Consider the following 14,438-nt stretch of genomic DNA (forward strand, 5'->3'; position numbering starts at 1 on the left):
GCGACGCGCCCCCATTATTTGTTGTTTGAAAACCGGAAACCATGGTACAAGATCTATGGATTTTTGCAGATTCAAAAACGTTGGATTAATTCTTCAGATCGAGGGGGCGATGACCGAGCCGTTGCGCCGATTCAAGGCCGAATTCTTCAAGGCGCTCGCGCACCCGCTGCGCATCCAGATCATCGACGCGCTGCGCGAGGGCGAGCGGGGCGTCAACGATCTGGCCGAGCTGCTGGGGGTCGAGCCGACCACCCTCTCCCAGCAGCTTGCCGTCCTGCGCTCGCGCAACATCGTCGTGGGCCGCAAGGAGGGCAGCTTCGTCCTCTACTCCGTGAAGGACCCGGCCATCTTCACCCTGCTGGACGATGCCATGGTGATCTTCAACAACCACCTGGTCGAGATCCGCGACACTCTCGAGTCCCTCGAGCCGACGACCTGATCCGGCACGAGGGCTTTTTTTTCTCGTCACCTTCAAATCTTTGAAGATAGTGGATTACTGAATCCAAGAGGGCGCCATGCAACCGACTTCCGCACCGCTGACCGAGACACGAAGGGCCGAGCAACGCCCGCCGTGGGTCGGGGACCTCATGGGGGGGCTCACCTCCGCGGTGGTGGCGCTGCCGCTCGCGCTGGCGTTCGCGGTGGCGAGCGGAGTGGACCCCAAGGCGGGCCTGTACACCGCGATCGTCGCGGGGATCGTGGCGTCGCTCTTCGGAGGATCCCCGCTCCAGATCACGGGGCCCACCGGGGCAATGGCGGTCATCCTCGCGGGGATCGTGGCGCAGTACGGCCTCGAGCGGGTCTGGATCGCCGGCCTGATGGCCGGCGTGATCCAGCTGGGCCTCGGCCTCGGGCGTCTCGGCCGGTGGGCCGCCTTGCTGCCCCTGCCCCTCATCACCGGCTTCACCAACGGGATCGCGATCCTCATCTTCACCGGCCAGATCGGCAATTTCCTGGGCGTCGCCCACCTGACCCCCAAGGCCCCGCTGTTGAAGCAGGCGTGGTGGCAGATGACGCACCTCGGCCAGGCCAACCTCGCCGCGGTGATCATCACCGTCGGGGTGATCGGCGTCATGGTCCTGTGGGGCAAGGTGAACCAGACCGTGCCGGGCTCGCTGGTCGCGCTCTTGATCGCGACCGTCGGATCCACCCTGCTCGGGCTCGACCTGCCGCGAATCGGGGCCATCCCGCAGGGGCTGCCCATGCCCAGCATGCCGCCCTTCTCCTTCGGGATGTTGAACGAGCTCATCCGCCCGGCCCTGGCGCTGGCGGCGCTCGGGGCCATCGAGTCCCTGCTGTCGGCGGCAGTCGCCGACCGCCTGTCGGGGAGCAAGCCGCACGACCCGGACAAGGAGCTGGTCGGGCAGGGCCTGGCGAACATCGCGGTGCCCTTCTTCGGCGGGATCCCCGCCACCGGGGCCATCGCCCGGACCGCCGTCAACATCCGATCGGGCGGCAAGACCCGTCTCTCGGGCGTCATTCACGGCCTGGCCATCGCCCTGGTGGTGGTCGCCCTGGGGCCCCTGGCCGCCAACATCCCGCTGGCCGCGCTGGCCGGGATCCTGATGGTGACGAGCTGGCGCATGATCGAGTGGGATCAGGTCAAGCTCCTCTTGCGCTCGACCAAGTCCGACCTGACGGTCATGGCGACGACCTGGCTGGTGACGGTGATCTTCGACCTGGTCCTGGCGGTCGAGGCGGGGCTCGTCATCGCGGTGTCGCTCTTCCTGCGCCGGATGGCGGACGTTCACCTTATCAGCCACCAGGAGGTGTGCCGGGAGTGCGGGGTGCCCGAGGCCCTCGCCGACGACATCAGGGTCTACGAGGTGGATCGCCCCCTGTTCTTCGGGGACGCGCGGCGCTTCGCGGAGACGGTCCTCTCCGACGTCCACTGTCGCGGGCTGGTGCTCGGCATGGCGGCGGTCACGACCATGGACGTCACGGCGGCCATCGCCTTGGGCAACGTGGTCCGCGAGCTGCAGCACCGGGGCGTCAAGGTCGCCCTGTGCGGCCTCAGCGCCGAGGTCAGCGACCTGCTCGAGCGGCTGGGAGTCGCAGGGACCCCCTATCGGTTCGAGCGGGTCGAGACGGGCGTCTCGACCCTGGCCCACGAGCTGAGCGGCGAGGCGTGATTCCGCCTCGCCGCTCTGGGTGGTCCGGTCGCCGGCTTAGCGGGGCATCTGCCCCAGGCCGCCCGCGTTGAGCACCTCGGCGAAGCCTGCCTGCTTCATGGCGCTGGCCGCCGCCGCGCTGCGGCCGCCCGCCGCGCAGTAGACGATCACCGGCTTGTCCTTGGCGAGCTCGCCGAGGCGACCCTGCAGCTCCTGCAGCGGGATGTTGATGGCCCCGGGATAGGCCCCCGAGCGGAACTCATCCTTGGTGCGCACGTCCAGGACGGTGGCCCCGGCTGCGATCTTTTCCTTGATGGTGGCTTGCGACATGCGATTTCCTCCTTGCATGCGGGTGTACACGAATGCGGCCGCGGCCGCGAGGGCCAGGACGGTCCAGATGCTCATTTCGCCTCCACTTCGAAGTTGCCGTCGTTGAGGATGCTGACGTAGCCCCCGGTGACGTTGGCGACGTCGGAAAATCCGTTCTGCTTCAGGATGCGCACCGCGAGGTGGGCCCTGAAGCCCGACTTGCAGTGAACCAGGATGCGCCGATCCCTGGGCAGCGCGTCGAGGCGATCGCGCAGCGCATCCAGAGGGATGTGGTGGGCCCCCACCAGGTGCGACGCTTCGAACTCGCGCGGGGTGCGGACATCCAGCACGTAGGCCCCGCCCGCAGCCTCCATCTCGGCCCTGAGCTCGGCAGGGGTGACGAGCGGGCTGAAGCCCGAGAGGTCGTTCAGCCCGATGAAGGCGGCCAGGTTGACGGGATCGTTGGCCGACGAGTAGGGGGGCGCGTAGGCCAGGTCCAGCTCGGCGAGATCCTCGAGGGTGAAGCCGCCGTGCAGCGCGGTCGCCAGCACGTCGATCCGCTTGTCGACCCCCGCGCGGCCGAAGGCCTGGGCGCCCAGCAAGCCGGCGGTCTGGCGCTCGTAGACGAGCTTGAGGGCGATCGACTCGGCCCCCGGGTAGTAGCCGGCGTGGTGGTCCTTGTGGAGGATGGCGACCCCCACCTCGAACCCGGCCTCGCGGGCCGCTTTCTCGCTCAGCCCGGTCATCGCCGCCGTCGCCTCGAACACCTTGACGACGCTGGTCCCGAGCGCGCCGGCGTAGGGCATGGGCATCCCCAGGGCGTTCGAGGCGGCAATGCGCCCCTGGCGATTCGCGGGGCCTGCGAGCGGCACGCGGACCCGCTTGCCCGAGACGCGCTGAAGGACCTCGACCATGTCCCCGGCGGCGTAGATGAAGGGATCCGAGGTCTGGAGGTGCTCGTCCACCAGGAGCCCGCCCGATGGCCCAAGCTCGAGGCCCGCCTCTTTGGCGAGCGAGAGCTCGGGGCGCACCCCCACCGAGAAGAGAACCAGCTCGGCCGGCAAGACCCGGCCGTCCGAGAGCTCCACGGCGCGATCCTCCGGCAGGACGGCCTTGACCCCGACGCCCGTCTCGACGTGAACCCCGTTCTCTTCAAGCTCCGAGGCCACCCACTTGCCGAACTCGGCGTCCATCACCCCCATGACGGTCGGCTGGAACTCGACGACCGTGGTGTCGAGGCCGCGCTTCTTGAAGGCCTCGGCCATCTCGAGCCCGATGAAGCCGCCGCCGACCACCACCGCGGTCCGGGGCTTCTGCTCGGCGATGTGGTCGTCGATCCGGTCCATGTCGGGGACGGTCCAGAGCTTGAAGACGTGCGGAGCGTCGATGCCGCTCACGCTCGGCATGACCGGCTGCCCTCCCTGGGCCAGGATGAGCTTGTCGTAGGGGACCCACTCCTCGCCCTGGGCACCGCGGACCAGGACCCGGCGCTGCTCGCGATCGATCCGGATCACCTCGGTGTTCACCCGGACCCGGACCCCGTAGCGCGCCTCGAAGCTCTCGGGCGTCTGGAGCAGCAGCTCGGATCGATCGGCGATGTCCCCGGAGATGAAGTAGGGGAGGCCGCAGTTGGCGTATGAGACGTAGGGCCCGCGCTCGAAGACGGTGATGTCGGCGTGCTCGTCGAGCCTGCGGGCGCGGGCGGCTGCGGTCGCGCCCCCCGCGACCCCGCCGATGATGACAAGTTTCATGGAACGGACTCCTTTGCTTGCTCCAGGGCGCTCGAGGGAATGATACCCCACGGGGGTATCCAGATCAAGGGGTTAAGCAGCCGGAGTTCGCGAAAAGATCGGGCCCGAAAGCCAAATCGCCCCGGACGCAGAAGCGTCCGGGGCGTGGGAGATCCGGGAGCTGTCGATCAGACGAGGACGTTCAGCGAGCGCCCCATCGGCTTGCCGCCCTTGAGGATCTGAACCATCAGCGGCACGTCGGTGGCGTAGACGCACGAGGAGAGCCGCATGTCCTTGGAGCTGACGCAGCTGCGGTGCGCCAGGAAGTCGGCGCGGACCCCCCCGGCGATCAGGTGGCTCGGGCGCGCGGGCTGGTGCGTCTCGGGGTCGACGAAGACGGCGCAGTCCTGGCAGACGCCATCCCGGCAGAGGGGACACGTCTCGAGGCGGCTGCGCATCCCGCAGCGACAGGGATGCTGCAGCTCGTGCGGGAAGAAGACGATGGCGGTTCGGCTCGTGAAGGCGGGGTGGTCGGCGATCTTGGTGCGCATGCGGATGGATCCTTTCCGCCTGGATGAGACTGTCTCGTGGGTGCACGGGGGCAACGGATGATTGCTCCTTTTTACCACCCTTGAGTCGCTGAGAACGACGAAGGTTTGCACAAGGCTCCTTGGCGGATGCGCCGAACATGGCCGGGCCGCACCGACGAAGGCTCCATTGTAGCCCCGGCATGACCGCTTAGCAAGTCTTCATAAAATCCTTGTTCGCAGGTCATTAAGGAGGCGCCTGGATCTGGTTATCGGCCCCATAGCGCCCGAAGTTGCGTCCCGGGCGAAAAATCGCCGGGATCAGCGCCCGGCGGGGCGAACGCTCTGGCTCTGGGCGACGATCACCCGCTGGACGTCGGTGATCATCTGGGCCGAGAGGTCGTGGACCGACGCGACCACGTTCGGGATCATGAGGCTCACGATCAAGAGGCCGATGCCGGGCTTGATGGTCGACACGAAGTCGAGCAGGTTCTGCGCCTGCGGCGTCGAGCGGTTGAGAACGCCCAGGCTCACGTCGATCAAGAGCACCACGATCACCGCCGGCATGGCCATCTGGATCACGATCCCGAGCAGCGCCCCGGTGATCTGCAGCATGACCCCCCACAGGGCGGGCGTCACGCGGAAGCCGCCGATGGGCACCAGCTCGAAGGACTGGAAGAAGCCCCCCAGGTACAGCAGGTGGCCACCGCTCAGGCAAAAGACCGTCAGCGCCAGGTAATAGAAGATCTGGCCCGTGGGCGTCGAGTTGGTGCGGATCATGGGGTTCATGGTCGAGATCATGGTCAGGCCGATGGCCTGCGCGATGAAGTCGCCCGCCCCCTGGACGGCGAAGTGGATGATGGATCCTGCGAACCCGAGCGCCATGCCGAAGACCAGCTCCGAGATCACCAGGATGATGAAGGCGAGGAAGTGCTCCGGCGCCTGAGGCGGGTGCGCGAGGCTCGTCCAGTAGACCAGGGCGAGGGCCATGGCGAAGGCCATCCTCCCCATCGCGGGCACCACGCGGCTGCCGAAGACCGGCGCCTGCAGGGTCAGGCCGATGCAGCGCGCGAGCACCAGCACGAAGCCGGGGATCGCCCGGTTGACGAAGTCGATGAACGGGAGAATCGCGGGCTCTGCCATGGGCCTAGCGCGCGAGCATCCCGGGGATGGAGCTCCAGAGGGTGGTGAGGAAGCCGACCATGGTGGAGAGCAGCCAGGGCCCCAGCAGGATCAGCCCCCCGAAGACGGCGAGCGACTTCGGGACGAACGAGAGGGTCTGCTCCTGGATCGAGGTGATGGTCTGCAGCAGCGCCACGACGAAGCCGACCACCAGGCTGATCAGGAGGATCGGCCCGGAGAGGAGCAGGACCATGAGGATGGCCTGGGTCGCGACGTGGATGACGGTCGTGTCGGACATTCTACTTGAAGCTCTGGACGAGGGCGGCCATCACAAGGTGCCAGCCGTTCGCGAGGGTGAAGACCAGGAGCTTGAAGGCGTTCGAGATCATCTGCGGGGGCAGCGAGCTCATGCCGAGCGCCAAGAGGACGTTCGAGACCACCAGGTCGATGACGATGAACGGGATGTAGATGATGAAGCCGATCTTGAAGGCGGTGGTCAGCTCGCTGACCATGAAGGCCGGGATCACCACCTGCAGCGGCACGTCCGCCGGCGTGCTGGGGGCGGGGGTGTTCGACAGCCGGACGAAGAAGGCCAGCTCCTGCTGGGAGGTCTGGCGGAGCATGAACTCCCTGAGCGGCTCCTGGGCGCGCTCCAGCATCGCCGGCTGCGAGATCTGGCGGGCGAAGTAGGGCTGGAGGGCCGTCTTGTCGATGGTGTTCCAGACCGGGGTCATGGTGTACATGGCCAGGAACAGCGCGAGCCCGAGCATCACCGGGTTGGGCGGGATGCTCTGGGTGCCGAGCGCCTGGCGCAGAAACCCCAGCACGATGATCGTGCGCATGAACGAGGTGGTCATGACCACGATGAAGGGCAGGACCGTCAGCGTTGCCAGGAGGATGATCAAGGAGACCGAGGTGGTCATGTTGGGGGCGCCGAGGGGGTTGCGCAGGTCGAAGCCGCCGAAGGCGTTGGCGGCCAGATCACCCGCGGTCTGCGCGTGAGCCGGCAGCATGGGCAGGACCACGGTGAGCAGGGCCGCAGCCAGGCCCAGGCCCAGCGCCTTCTGCCACCAGGGGCGCGCGCGCGGCGTGTGGGGCTCGGCCTCCTCGACCATCCGGGCGAAATCGGGGGTCAGGTCGGCCTCGTCCAGCTCGGCGAGGGTGCTGAAGCCGCCCTCGCCCATGCCGACCAGCCAGTTGCGCTTGCCCACGTTCACCACCATGAGCTGACGCTTGGCGTCGACGGCGAGGCGGTCGAGGACCCGGATGCCCCTGGGGCGCAGGCTGAGGCCCGGCAAGCGGCCGCCCTTGGCGAGGCGCAGGCTGACGTAACCCAGGCCGATCATCAGGAGGGTGACGAGGGCGAGCTGCACCAGGTAGGGGCCGATGCTCACGTCGGGGCCGGGGGCCAGGGCGCTCGTGGTGGCGCTCAGCGCCGCGAAGGACTGGGTGGCTTCCATCTTTACCCCATCGTGCTCGAAAGTTCGCTCTGGAAGATCTTGGTGATCTTGATGCCGAAGTTCGAGCCGATCACGACCACCTCGCCCTGGGCGACGATCTTGCCCGCGGCGATGACGTTGACCGGCTCGCCGGCGAGCTGGTCCAGCTCGATGACCGAGCCCTCGGCCATCTGCATGACCTGCTTGAGCGGGAGGCTGGTGCGCCCCAGCTCGACCGAGACCTGAAGCCGGATGTCGCGCAGCAGATCGAGGCTGCCCCGGATGTTGGTGTCCCCGTGGGCGGCCCCCGCGAGCGGGCCGAACTTGACGGCGTTGTAGCCTTGGCGCTGGTCTTGCCATTCCATAGGTGGGCGTTACCTCCCGAGATGCTGGGTCGCGTCGCTGCTCAGCTTGAGGACCTTGATGGCCTTGTGGTCCTCGAGCACGACGGCGCGGCCCTTGCCGACCGGCTTGTCGTTGATGCAGAGGGTGATGCTGTTGTCCTTGGAGCGCGGAAGCTCCAGGATGGAGCCCTCGGCCATGGTGAGCCAGTCGGTCAAGGGCAGCTCGGTGCTGCCGAGCTGGGCGCTGACCTGGACGTAGACGTTGGAGAGCTGGCCCATGGCGCTGTCGAAGCTGACGTCGAAGTCGGGCCTGCGGGCCGAGATCACGTTGGCGACCGGGGGCTCGTGCTCGGCGGGGGCCTCCTCGATCGACTCGGCGGGGGCAGCCACCAGGGAGGCGGCGGTCTCGATCGGGTCCTGGAAGCCCAGCTGCCGCGCCAGGTCCTGGAGCTGGCTCTGGAACTGCTGGGCGATCTGGTCGGTCTCGTGGCCGATCGAGGCGAAGTCGAACTCGGGCTCGGGCGTCTGAGGCAGCTCCGGGATCTTGATCTTCATGTCGGGCTCCTTCTCCTCGGGCCGGGGGTCCGAGAAGCCGGCCGCGAAGTCGGCCTTGCCCAGGAAGAGGGTGGAGAAGACGACGAGGAGGCCCGCGAGCCCCACCGCGTTGGTGAAGGCGAGGTTGGGATCCCGGTTGACGCCGAGGGCCATCAGGACCGCCTGGAGGGTGCTCGGCAGCGCCTCGGTGTTGGAGAAGACCGTCTTGGCGAGCCAGATGGCGCCCGCGCCGAACCAGAAGCCCAGCGACAGGCCGTAGTAGTAGCCGATCATCATCCGCAGGAAAGGCCAGGTGCCGCTTCCCCCGAAGGGATCCTGGCGCGGATCGAAGGACTCCTGCCGCAGGGCGGCGAAGCCGAAGCCCGCGATCGCGAAGACCAGGCCGTAGCCGAGCGCGCCCCACAGCGCCCCACCGAGGAAGATCCCCTCGGAGAGGCTCGCGGGCAGCTGCGGCAAGGGGGCGGTGTTGAGGCCGAGGGGGGTGCCGAGGACCATCTTGGCGGCGATCGCGATCCAGCGCTGGGGGCTCGTGATCCCGTAGGGCGAGAGCATCAGCGAGTGGCCCGAGCCCGCCCCGTAGAGGTTGACGAGCGTCAGCGGCAAGAGGGCGAGGGCGACGATGGCCCCGCGCCAGAAGCCCATGGGCTTGATGACCACCTTGGGGATCGAGGCCCGACAGAAGAAGTGGTAGCCGACGCTCACCCCGAAGCCGATTCCGCCGAGGGCCGCGGCGATCAGCATGGGCAGCCCGAGGCCCGACTTCGACTGGACGGCGAAGAGGAAGAGCATGACCAAAGGCGCGAGCCCCAGCCAGAGGGGGATCGACTGGGGACGCAGCAGGCGGGCGCGATCGCGGGCGGTCATGGGCGCCTCCTAGTCCGCGCCCAGGCGGACGATCTGCACCGCCTTGCGCAGACCGTCCGGGCTGGTGCCCGGCTTGGCGAGGATCCGGGCGCCGCCGCCCAGCTCGACCACCAGCGGCGCGGTGGCGGCCTGGTCGAGCACGATCACGTCCTCCTCCTCGAGGCTCTGCAGCTCGGAGACGGTCATGGAGGTGGCCCCCAGGTAGGCGACGACCGGGGTCGGGGTGTCGCCCAGGTGGTGGAGGCGCGAGTCCATGTCCTCGCCCCCGGTCTGGACGCGGGTGTTGTCGGCCGCCACCTTCAGGCTGTCGGCGTAGGGCACGAGGTAGGGCTGGGGGACGGCGAACATGACCCGCCCCAGGGGCTGCGAGGGGACGGTGACGCGGAAGGTGATCGCCGCGATGGGGGTGCTCGTCACCAGCCCCATGAAGATCTCCTGGAGCTCGGAGAGATCCGGCATCTCGGGGAAGGTGCCGTGCTGGTTCTCGGTGTCGCTCAGGATGTCGGCCCACTGCTCGGCGAAGGTCACGGACAGGCGCCGGACCACCTCGTCGATGGTGTCCAGGTGCTCGTCGGTGAAGCGGCGGTTGGCCGCAAGGCCGATCAGGGTCTTGGCCGAGGCGTGGTCGATCAGGGCGAAGAGGCCGCCCGGCTGGTCGATGAACTGGAGGATGCCCCAGACGGCGTCGGAGCCGTACTTCTCCTGGATCGTGGCGAAGGGGAAGGTCTCGACCGAGACGACCGCCCAGTCGGCCGCGGGCAGCTCGACGCCGGCCCCGCCGCCTTCCTCCTCGTCGTCCTCCTCGGCCTCGGCCTGGGCGAAGGCGCGCATGGCGTCCGCCATCTGGTCGCCGAGGTGGTACAACGCCCGGTAGAGGTAGGCGTCGCCTTGCGGGGCCTGGTTCATGATCAGCGAATTCAAGTCTTCGCTCATAAGGCTTAGGGTAACAGGTTCCCGAACAATACGCCAGATGCGGCTTTTCGGCCTCTCGGCCGCCGGCGCTCCAATAAAAATCCCCCCTCGAAGCCGAGGGGGGAGAGGGGGGCCCGGGAAGGCCTATCGGATGAGCTGGTTGACGTCGTCGATCAGGGTGTTGCCGACCGAGATGATCTTGACGTTGGCGGTGAAGCTCTTCTGGGCGATGGTCAGCTCGGGCAGGGTGGTGTTGACCGAGGAGTTGGACGTCTCGAGGGCCATGGCGTTCATCGAGTTGCTCGCGCCGACCGGCCCCCGGTCGGTGCCCGCCACCCCGACGAAGGCGCTGCCCGCCGTGTTGTTCCAGGTGAAGTTGGTGCCGTCCGTGCGGTAGAGGCCGTCGGGGGTGGCGAAGGTCATGACCGAGACGTACTTGTTGTACTTCTCCTGGCCGGTGATCCCGGCGGCGGCGCCGAGGGTGAGCTTGCCGCTGCGCTCGAACTCCTCGGTCGAGTCGGGCACGTCCTGGGTGCCGCTGTTGCGCAGCAGGCCCATGGTGTCGAAGGAGGTCCGGTTGAGGAGGTCCTCGTTGACGCTGAAGGCCCCGTTGGAGTCCTTGACGAAGGGGTAGCTGAAGGGCTTGAAGCCCATCCCCGCGTCGCCCGAGGCGCCCGGCTCGCTGGTGACGGGGCCGATGGCCTCGCCGTTGTTGGCGCGCGCGTCCAGGAAGGGCTTGGGGGTGCCGGGGACCCCGGGGTTCGGATCGGGCTCGTAGCTGCCGGTCACGCCCATGACGTAGAGGCCGTCCTGGCTGACCAGGCGCATCACGCCCACCTCGGAGTCGCGGCCGAGCTTGGCCCGGTCGTTGGCGCTCAGGATCGAGGGGTCGGACTCCAGGTTGAAGGTGAAAGAGCCGTTGCGGGTGAAGACCAGGTCCTTCATGGACGTGGGCTCCTTCTTCTTGGAGAGCACGAAGAAGCCGTCGCCCGAGATGGCCAGGTCGGTGGGGCGCTGGGTGCCGTTGAGCGAGCCCTGCGAGAAGTCGGTGCGGGTCGACTTGATGGCGGTACCCCCCACCGACAGCTGGATGGGGTTGATGCCGCCGAAGTCGCCGCCGCCGCCGGTGGTGCCGGGAGCACCCGCCGAGAGGTGCTGGGTCAGGACGTCCTCGAACTGGACGCGGGTCTGGCGAAAGCCGGTGACGGTCGAGCCCGTCAGGTTGCCCGCGAGGGCCTTGAGCCAGGTGTCGATGGCGCTGATGCTGTTGGTGGCGGTGATCCGGACGTCAGACATGCAAGAGGCCCTCCTGAGCTAGGCGCCGACGTGGACGACGGCGGAGAGGGGGTAGTACAGCTCGCCGACCTTGACCATCGGGCTGTCGCCCGAGAAGTCCACGGCCGAGACCTTGCCCTTGATCGTGCCGGCGTCGTCGCCGGTGCCGACCTTGACCGTGACCTCCCGGTCCATGAGGCCCGAGGCGATCGCGGTGTTCTGGTAGACGTTGGTGGTGGCGTTGAGCTTCATCAGCCCGATGGACGACTCCATCTGGGCGTACTGGGTGATCATCGCCGTCGGCTCCATGGGGCTGTCGGGCGTCTGGTTGGTGATCTCGGCGATCAGCAGCTGGATGAAGTCCATCTTCTGGGCTTCGGGATCGGTGGGCGTCGTCGTGGTGGCGCCGACCGACTTCGGCGGCGTGTAGGTGATGCTCTGGACACCGTAGACGGACATGCGGCGCTCCTCTCCCGAAGAAAGGCCCATGGGGCGCAAGGGACGGACCCTTGGCATTGTACCCTCCGCGCGAAGGGCTTAACCGTGCGTTCGCGCACGCTTGGGCCCTACGGTCTGCGCTTGTCCTTGAAGAAATCGAGGATCACCCCCTCGTGGATCGTGGCCTCGTTGTGGCCGAGGCCGCCGAAGATCTTGAAGGTGCTCGCGACCCCCGCCGCGTCGAGGGCGGCCTTGAGGCGCTCGGAGTGGGTGACGGGCACGTACTGGTCCGCATCCCCATGCTCCATGTAGAGCGGGATGCCGACGAGCTCGCCCGCGCGCGCCACCAGATCGGTGCGCGCGCGCGCGCTTTCGCTCAGGGCGCCGCCGTAGGCCGCGTCGATCGAGGCGGCGTACATGCCGTCCTTGGCCTCGCGCATCCGAGCGAGATCGGTCCACCCCTGGCTGGTGGCGATCGCGGCGGGCGCATCCGGCGTGCCCTTGGTCGCCAGCGCGGCCAGCAGGGCGGTCCCCCCGCCCATGGAGAAGCCCGCGTAGTAGATCCGGCGATCGTCGATGGGGTAGCGCTCGCGCAGCCGGCGCAGCATGGCCTGGTGCATGGCGATCGCCCGCGGGTTGCCCCAGTGCGAGGGGCCCGCCAGATCCCCCGAGGCCGCGATCCACCCCAGATCGGCGCTCAGGCGCGCGAAGCGCGTCAGCTTGGTCATCTGCCGGGCGTCCTGGTCGTAGGAGTGAAAGAAGACGACCAGAGGATAGCGATCGGCGCTCGCCGGATCGAAGGTCGCGGGCAGGGAGATCACCAGGTTCTGGCCCTCGTAGGTCTCCTCGACCACCCTGGCGGCGCCGAGCGGATTGGGCGACGGCCTGGGCGGCGCGTAGTCCCGCGCCGGATCGTCCACGTGGGGCGGCGCCTGGACGCACCCCGCGGGTGCCAGGATCGCCAGCAAGAGGGCGGTGCATTTCAGGCGGATCGGGTGCATGCCTCCTCCTCGATCGGTGTTCCCTGCCAGGATAGACGGGGACGCCCGGCGTACCGTTGCCCCCTTGGCACACGATCCCTCTCCGAGGTCACGGTAGCCTGGCTTTTCCGGCGATAACACCTAATGAACACATTAAGGAGTTGGGCGAAGTTTAACTTCAGATTCAACCTCGGACAACCTATAACCTTTACAGGACATCCGATCCAGTGATTTCAACGTAGCAGTTGAGTGGAGGCAGTATGCGGAATGCGAGCGCGATCAAGTGGGGCCTTCTTCCCCTCCTCGCCAGCCTGGCCCTGACGGGCTGCGGCCGCACCCCGACGGCCGTCATCACCGAGCCCCAGACCGGCACCGGTCTCGTCTCGACCATCAACCAGCGTCCCGAGCTGCCCCAGGGGGTCTACCCCGTCTCGCTCGCCGTGACCCCGAACGTCGTCTCGATCACCGTCGGTGAGCAGCGCCAGTTCGCCGTGAGCGTCCAGGGCAGTGACGGCAAGGCCTACCAGGATCCGCGCCTCGTGAACTGGTCGATCAGCGACGCCCAGGCGGGCACCATCAACGACCAGGGCGTCTTCACCCCTCAGCTCCAGCGCGTCGTCACCGTCCGCGCCACCCTGATGGACCGGGTCTCGGACGTCACCGTCACCATCGCGCCGGCCGTCTACAGCTGGCAGCAGGTCCAGAGCCCCACCAGCGCCGATCTCTACGCCGCCAAGATGGTCTCGGCCAAGGAGGCCTGGGTCGGCGGCGCGAACGGCACCCTGCTTCACCTCCTCAACGGCTCGTGGCAGATGGTGACCGGCGGCAACACCGCCTACACCTGGCGCTCGGCCGACTTCGCCAACGCCGGCAGCGGCTGGATGGTCGGCCACCAGGGCAACGACCTCAAGGCCACCAGCCCCGCCATCGCGATGCAGTACCGCGGCGGCAGCTGGGTCGGCACCACCACCGGCGTCAACGGCGCCCTGCTCGGCGTCTCGGCCCTCAGCGAGACCAACGCCTGGGCCGTGGGCCGCGACTCGGCGGGCAAGGTCCTGCTGATGCAGTGGACCGGCAACGCCTGGCGCCGCGACACCTCGTACAAGGGCTCGGGTCACCTCAACGCCGTCCAGATGCTCGGTCCCTCGTCGGGCTGGGCGGTCGGCACCGACGGCGACAACGCCCTGGCGCTGCACTACGACGGCAAGAGCTGGAAGGAGAGCTCGCTTCCCTTCGCCTTCGGCATCGGCCGCGACTCGGAGCTGCTCGGCATCCAGATGTTCAACGACCAGCAGGGCTACGCGGTCGGCAGCCAGAAGAACCTCGCCGGCGTGAAGCGCGGCCTGATGCTCGCCTACGACGACCGCGGCAGCAACGTCGTCAACCTCTCGAACTGGAAGGTCAAAGAAGCGAGCGACGCCGGCGTCAAGTTCCTCGACCAGGTCCCCCTGCGCGGCATCTCGATGATCGACGGCAACAAGGGCTGGCTCCTCGGCGCCACGGTCACCCCCAACCGCCTCCCCGAGCCCGGCACCTGGTTCGGCGGCACCATCAACGACGTGTACGGCAACCTGCTCGCCTTCGACGGGGTCAGCTACCGGATCGACAACAACTTCCAGTACTACAACCTCAGCAAGGAGTTCACCGGCATCCACGTCCTGCCCCAGGGCGACGGCATCATCGTCGGCAAGCAGGGTTACCTGATGCAGCGGGCCTACGACTGGCGCAACACCAACTCGGGCGGCACCTACAACAACCTCGGCAACCAGGGCGCCACCAACTAGACGATCACAAAGCGAGCGGGCGGCGAGTTGAAACTCGCCGCCCGCTCG

Annotated in this window: 15 protein-coding genes; 3 read left to right on the forward strand and 12 right to left on the reverse strand. The window is 67.8% G+C overall.

Features of this window, described 5'->3' with window-relative positions:
- Positions 1-109: 109 nt before the first annotated feature.
- Positions 110-439 (forward strand): metalloregulator ArsR/SmtB family transcription factor, encoded by a 330-nt coding sequence (locus V6D00_14635; protein ID HEY9900409.1) that lies wholly within the window; start codon positions 110-112, stop codon positions 437-439.
- Between the two features lie 76 nt (positions 440-515).
- Positions 516-2,132: a SulP family inorganic anion transporter gene (locus tag V6D00_14640; protein ID HEY9900410.1), complete on the forward strand. Its 1,617-nt coding sequence runs from the start codon at positions 516-518 to the stop codon at positions 2,130-2,132.
- Between the two features lie 36 nt (positions 2,133-2,168).
- Here V6D00_14640 and V6D00_14645 read toward each other — a convergent pair whose 3' ends face one another.
- The 12 genes from V6D00_14645 to V6D00_14700 all read right to left on the reverse strand — a co-directional run bounded on the left by V6D00_14645 (position 2,169) and on the right by V6D00_14700 (position 12,627).
- Positions 2,169-2,516 (reverse strand): rhodanese-like domain-containing protein, encoded by a 348-nt coding sequence (locus tag V6D00_14645; protein HEY9900411.1) that lies wholly within the window; start codon positions 2,514-2,516, stop codon positions 2,169-2,171.
- Positions 2,513-4,171 (reverse strand): FAD-dependent oxidoreductase, encoded by a 1,659-nt coding sequence (locus tag V6D00_14650; GenBank protein HEY9900412.1) that lies wholly within the window; start codon positions 4,169-4,171, stop codon positions 2,513-2,515. The genes V6D00_14645 and V6D00_14650 overlap by 4 nt, the downstream gene beginning before the upstream one ends.
- 167 nt (positions 4,172-4,338) lie before the next feature.
- Complete coding sequence (locus V6D00_14655) at positions 4,339-4,701, reverse strand: hypothetical protein (protein ID HEY9900413.1); 363 nt, start codon at positions 4,699-4,701, stop codon at positions 4,339-4,341.
- A 297-nt stretch (positions 4,702-4,998) separates the two neighbouring features.
- The gene (locus tag V6D00_14660; protein HEY9900414.1) at positions 4,999-5,820 is read right to left on the reverse strand and encodes a flagellar biosynthetic protein FliR; all 822 of its coding nucleotides are present in this window, start codon (positions 5,818-5,820) and stop codon (positions 4,999-5,001) included.
- A 4-nt stretch (positions 5,821-5,824) separates the two neighbouring features.
- Positions 5,825-6,097 (reverse strand): flagellar biosynthesis protein FliQ, encoded by a 273-nt coding sequence (gene fliQ / locus V6D00_14665; GenBank protein HEY9900415.1) that lies wholly within the window; start codon positions 6,095-6,097, stop codon positions 5,825-5,827.
- A gap of 1 nt (position 6,098) precedes the next feature.
- Positions 6,099-7,259 (reverse strand): flagellar type III secretion system pore protein FliP, encoded by a 1,161-nt coding sequence (gene fliP / locus V6D00_14670; protein HEY9900416.1) that lies wholly within the window; start codon positions 7,257-7,259, stop codon positions 6,099-6,101.
- 2 nt (positions 7,260-7,261) lie between these two features.
- Positions 7,262-7,603 (reverse strand): flagellar motor switch protein FliN, encoded by a 342-nt coding sequence (fliN, locus tag V6D00_14675; protein HEY9900417.1) that lies wholly within the window; start codon positions 7,601-7,603, stop codon positions 7,262-7,264.
- Positions 7,604-7,612: 9 nt separating this feature from the next.
- On the reverse strand, positions 7,613-9,001 hold the full coding sequence (locus tag V6D00_14680; protein ID HEY9900418.1) for a FliM/FliN family flagellar motor switch protein: 1,389 nt from the start codon (positions 8,999-9,001) through the stop codon (positions 7,613-7,615).
- A 9-nt stretch (positions 9,002-9,010) separates the two neighbouring features.
- Positions 9,011-9,922 carry a FliM/FliN family flagellar motor switch protein gene (locus tag V6D00_14685; GenBank protein HEY9900419.1) on the reverse strand — a complete coding sequence of 304 codons (912 nt, stop codon included), beginning with the start codon at positions 9,920-9,922 and terminating at the stop codon, positions 9,011-9,013.
- Positions 9,923-10,057: 135 nt separating this feature from the next.
- Positions 10,058-11,209 carry a flagellar hook-basal body complex protein gene (locus tag V6D00_14690; protein ID HEY9900420.1) on the reverse strand — a complete coding sequence of 384 codons (1,152 nt, stop codon included), beginning with the start codon at positions 11,207-11,209 and terminating at the stop codon, positions 10,058-10,060.
- Positions 11,210-11,227: 18 nt separating this feature from the next.
- Positions 11,228-11,647: a flagellar hook capping FlgD N-terminal domain-containing protein gene (locus V6D00_14695; GenBank protein HEY9900421.1), complete on the reverse strand. Its 420-nt coding sequence runs from the start codon at positions 11,645-11,647 to the stop codon at positions 11,228-11,230.
- Between the two features lie 107 nt (positions 11,648-11,754).
- Entirely contained in the window at positions 11,755-12,627 is an 873-nt protein-coding gene (locus tag V6D00_14700; GenBank protein ID HEY9900422.1) for a PHB depolymerase family esterase, read from the reverse strand.
- A 239-nt stretch (positions 12,628-12,866) separates the two neighbouring features.
- Here V6D00_14700 and V6D00_14705 point away from each other — a divergent pair, with 239 nt between their 5' ends.
- Positions 12,867-14,390, forward strand: coding sequence for a hypothetical protein (locus V6D00_14705; protein ID HEY9900423.1), 1,524 nt, complete (start codon positions 12,867-12,869; stop codon positions 14,388-14,390).
- Positions 14,391-14,438: the final 48 nt, after the last annotated feature.

This window comes from Pantanalinema sp. (assembly GCA_036704125.1).
Classification (GTDB): Bacteria; Cyanobacteriota; Sericytochromatia; order S15B-MN24; family UBA4093; genus JAGIBK01.

Bases quoted from the DNA above. Each gene is read 5' to 3' on its own strand.
- V6D00_14635 (HEY9900409.1), top strand. From the start codon at position 110: ATGACCGAGCCGTTGCGCCGATTCAAGGCCGAATTCTTCAAGGCGCTC.
- V6D00_14640 (HEY9900410.1), top strand. From the start codon at position 516: ATGCAACCGACTTCCGCACCGCTGACCGAGACACGAAGGGCCGAGCAA.
- V6D00_14645 (HEY9900411.1), bottom strand. From the start codon at position 2,516: ATGAGCATCTGGACCGTCCTGGCCCTCGCGGCCGCGGCCGCATTCGTG.
- V6D00_14650 (HEY9900412.1), bottom strand. From the start codon at position 4,171: ATGAAACTTGTCATCATCGGCGGGGTCGCGGGGGGCGCGACCGCAGCC.
- V6D00_14655 (HEY9900413.1), bottom strand. From the start codon at position 4,701: ATGCGCACCAAGATCGCCGACCACCCCGCCTTCACGAGCCGAACCGCC.
- V6D00_14660 (HEY9900414.1), bottom strand. From the start codon at position 5,820: ATGGCAGAGCCCGCGATTCTCCCGTTCATCGACTTCGTCAACCGGGCG.
- fliQ (HEY9900415.1), bottom strand. From the start codon at position 6,097: ATGTCCGACACGACCGTCATCCACGTCGCGACCCAGGCCATCCTCATG.
- fliP (HEY9900416.1), bottom strand. From the start codon at position 7,259: ATGGAAGCCACCCAGTCCTTCGCGGCGCTGAGCGCCACCACGAGCGCC.
- fliN (HEY9900417.1), bottom strand. From the start codon at position 7,603: ATGGAATGGCAAGACCAGCGCCAAGGCTACAACGCCGTCAAGTTCGGC.
- V6D00_14680 (HEY9900418.1), bottom strand. From the start codon at position 9,001: ATGACCGCCCGCGATCGCGCCCGCCTGCTGCGTCCCCAGTCGATCCCC.
- V6D00_14690 (HEY9900420.1), bottom strand. From the start codon at position 11,209: ATGTCTGACGTCCGGATCACCGCCACCAACAGCATCAGCGCCATCGAC.
- V6D00_14695 (HEY9900421.1), bottom strand. From the start codon at position 11,647: ATGTCCGTCTACGGTGTCCAGAGCATCACCTACACGCCGCCGAAGTCG.
- V6D00_14700 (HEY9900422.1), bottom strand. From the start codon at position 12,627: ATGCACCCGATCCGCCTGAAATGCACCGCCCTCTTGCTGGCGATCCTG.
- V6D00_14705 (HEY9900423.1), top strand. From the start codon at position 12,867: ATGCGGAATGCGAGCGCGATCAAGTGGGGCCTTCTTCCCCTCCTCGCC.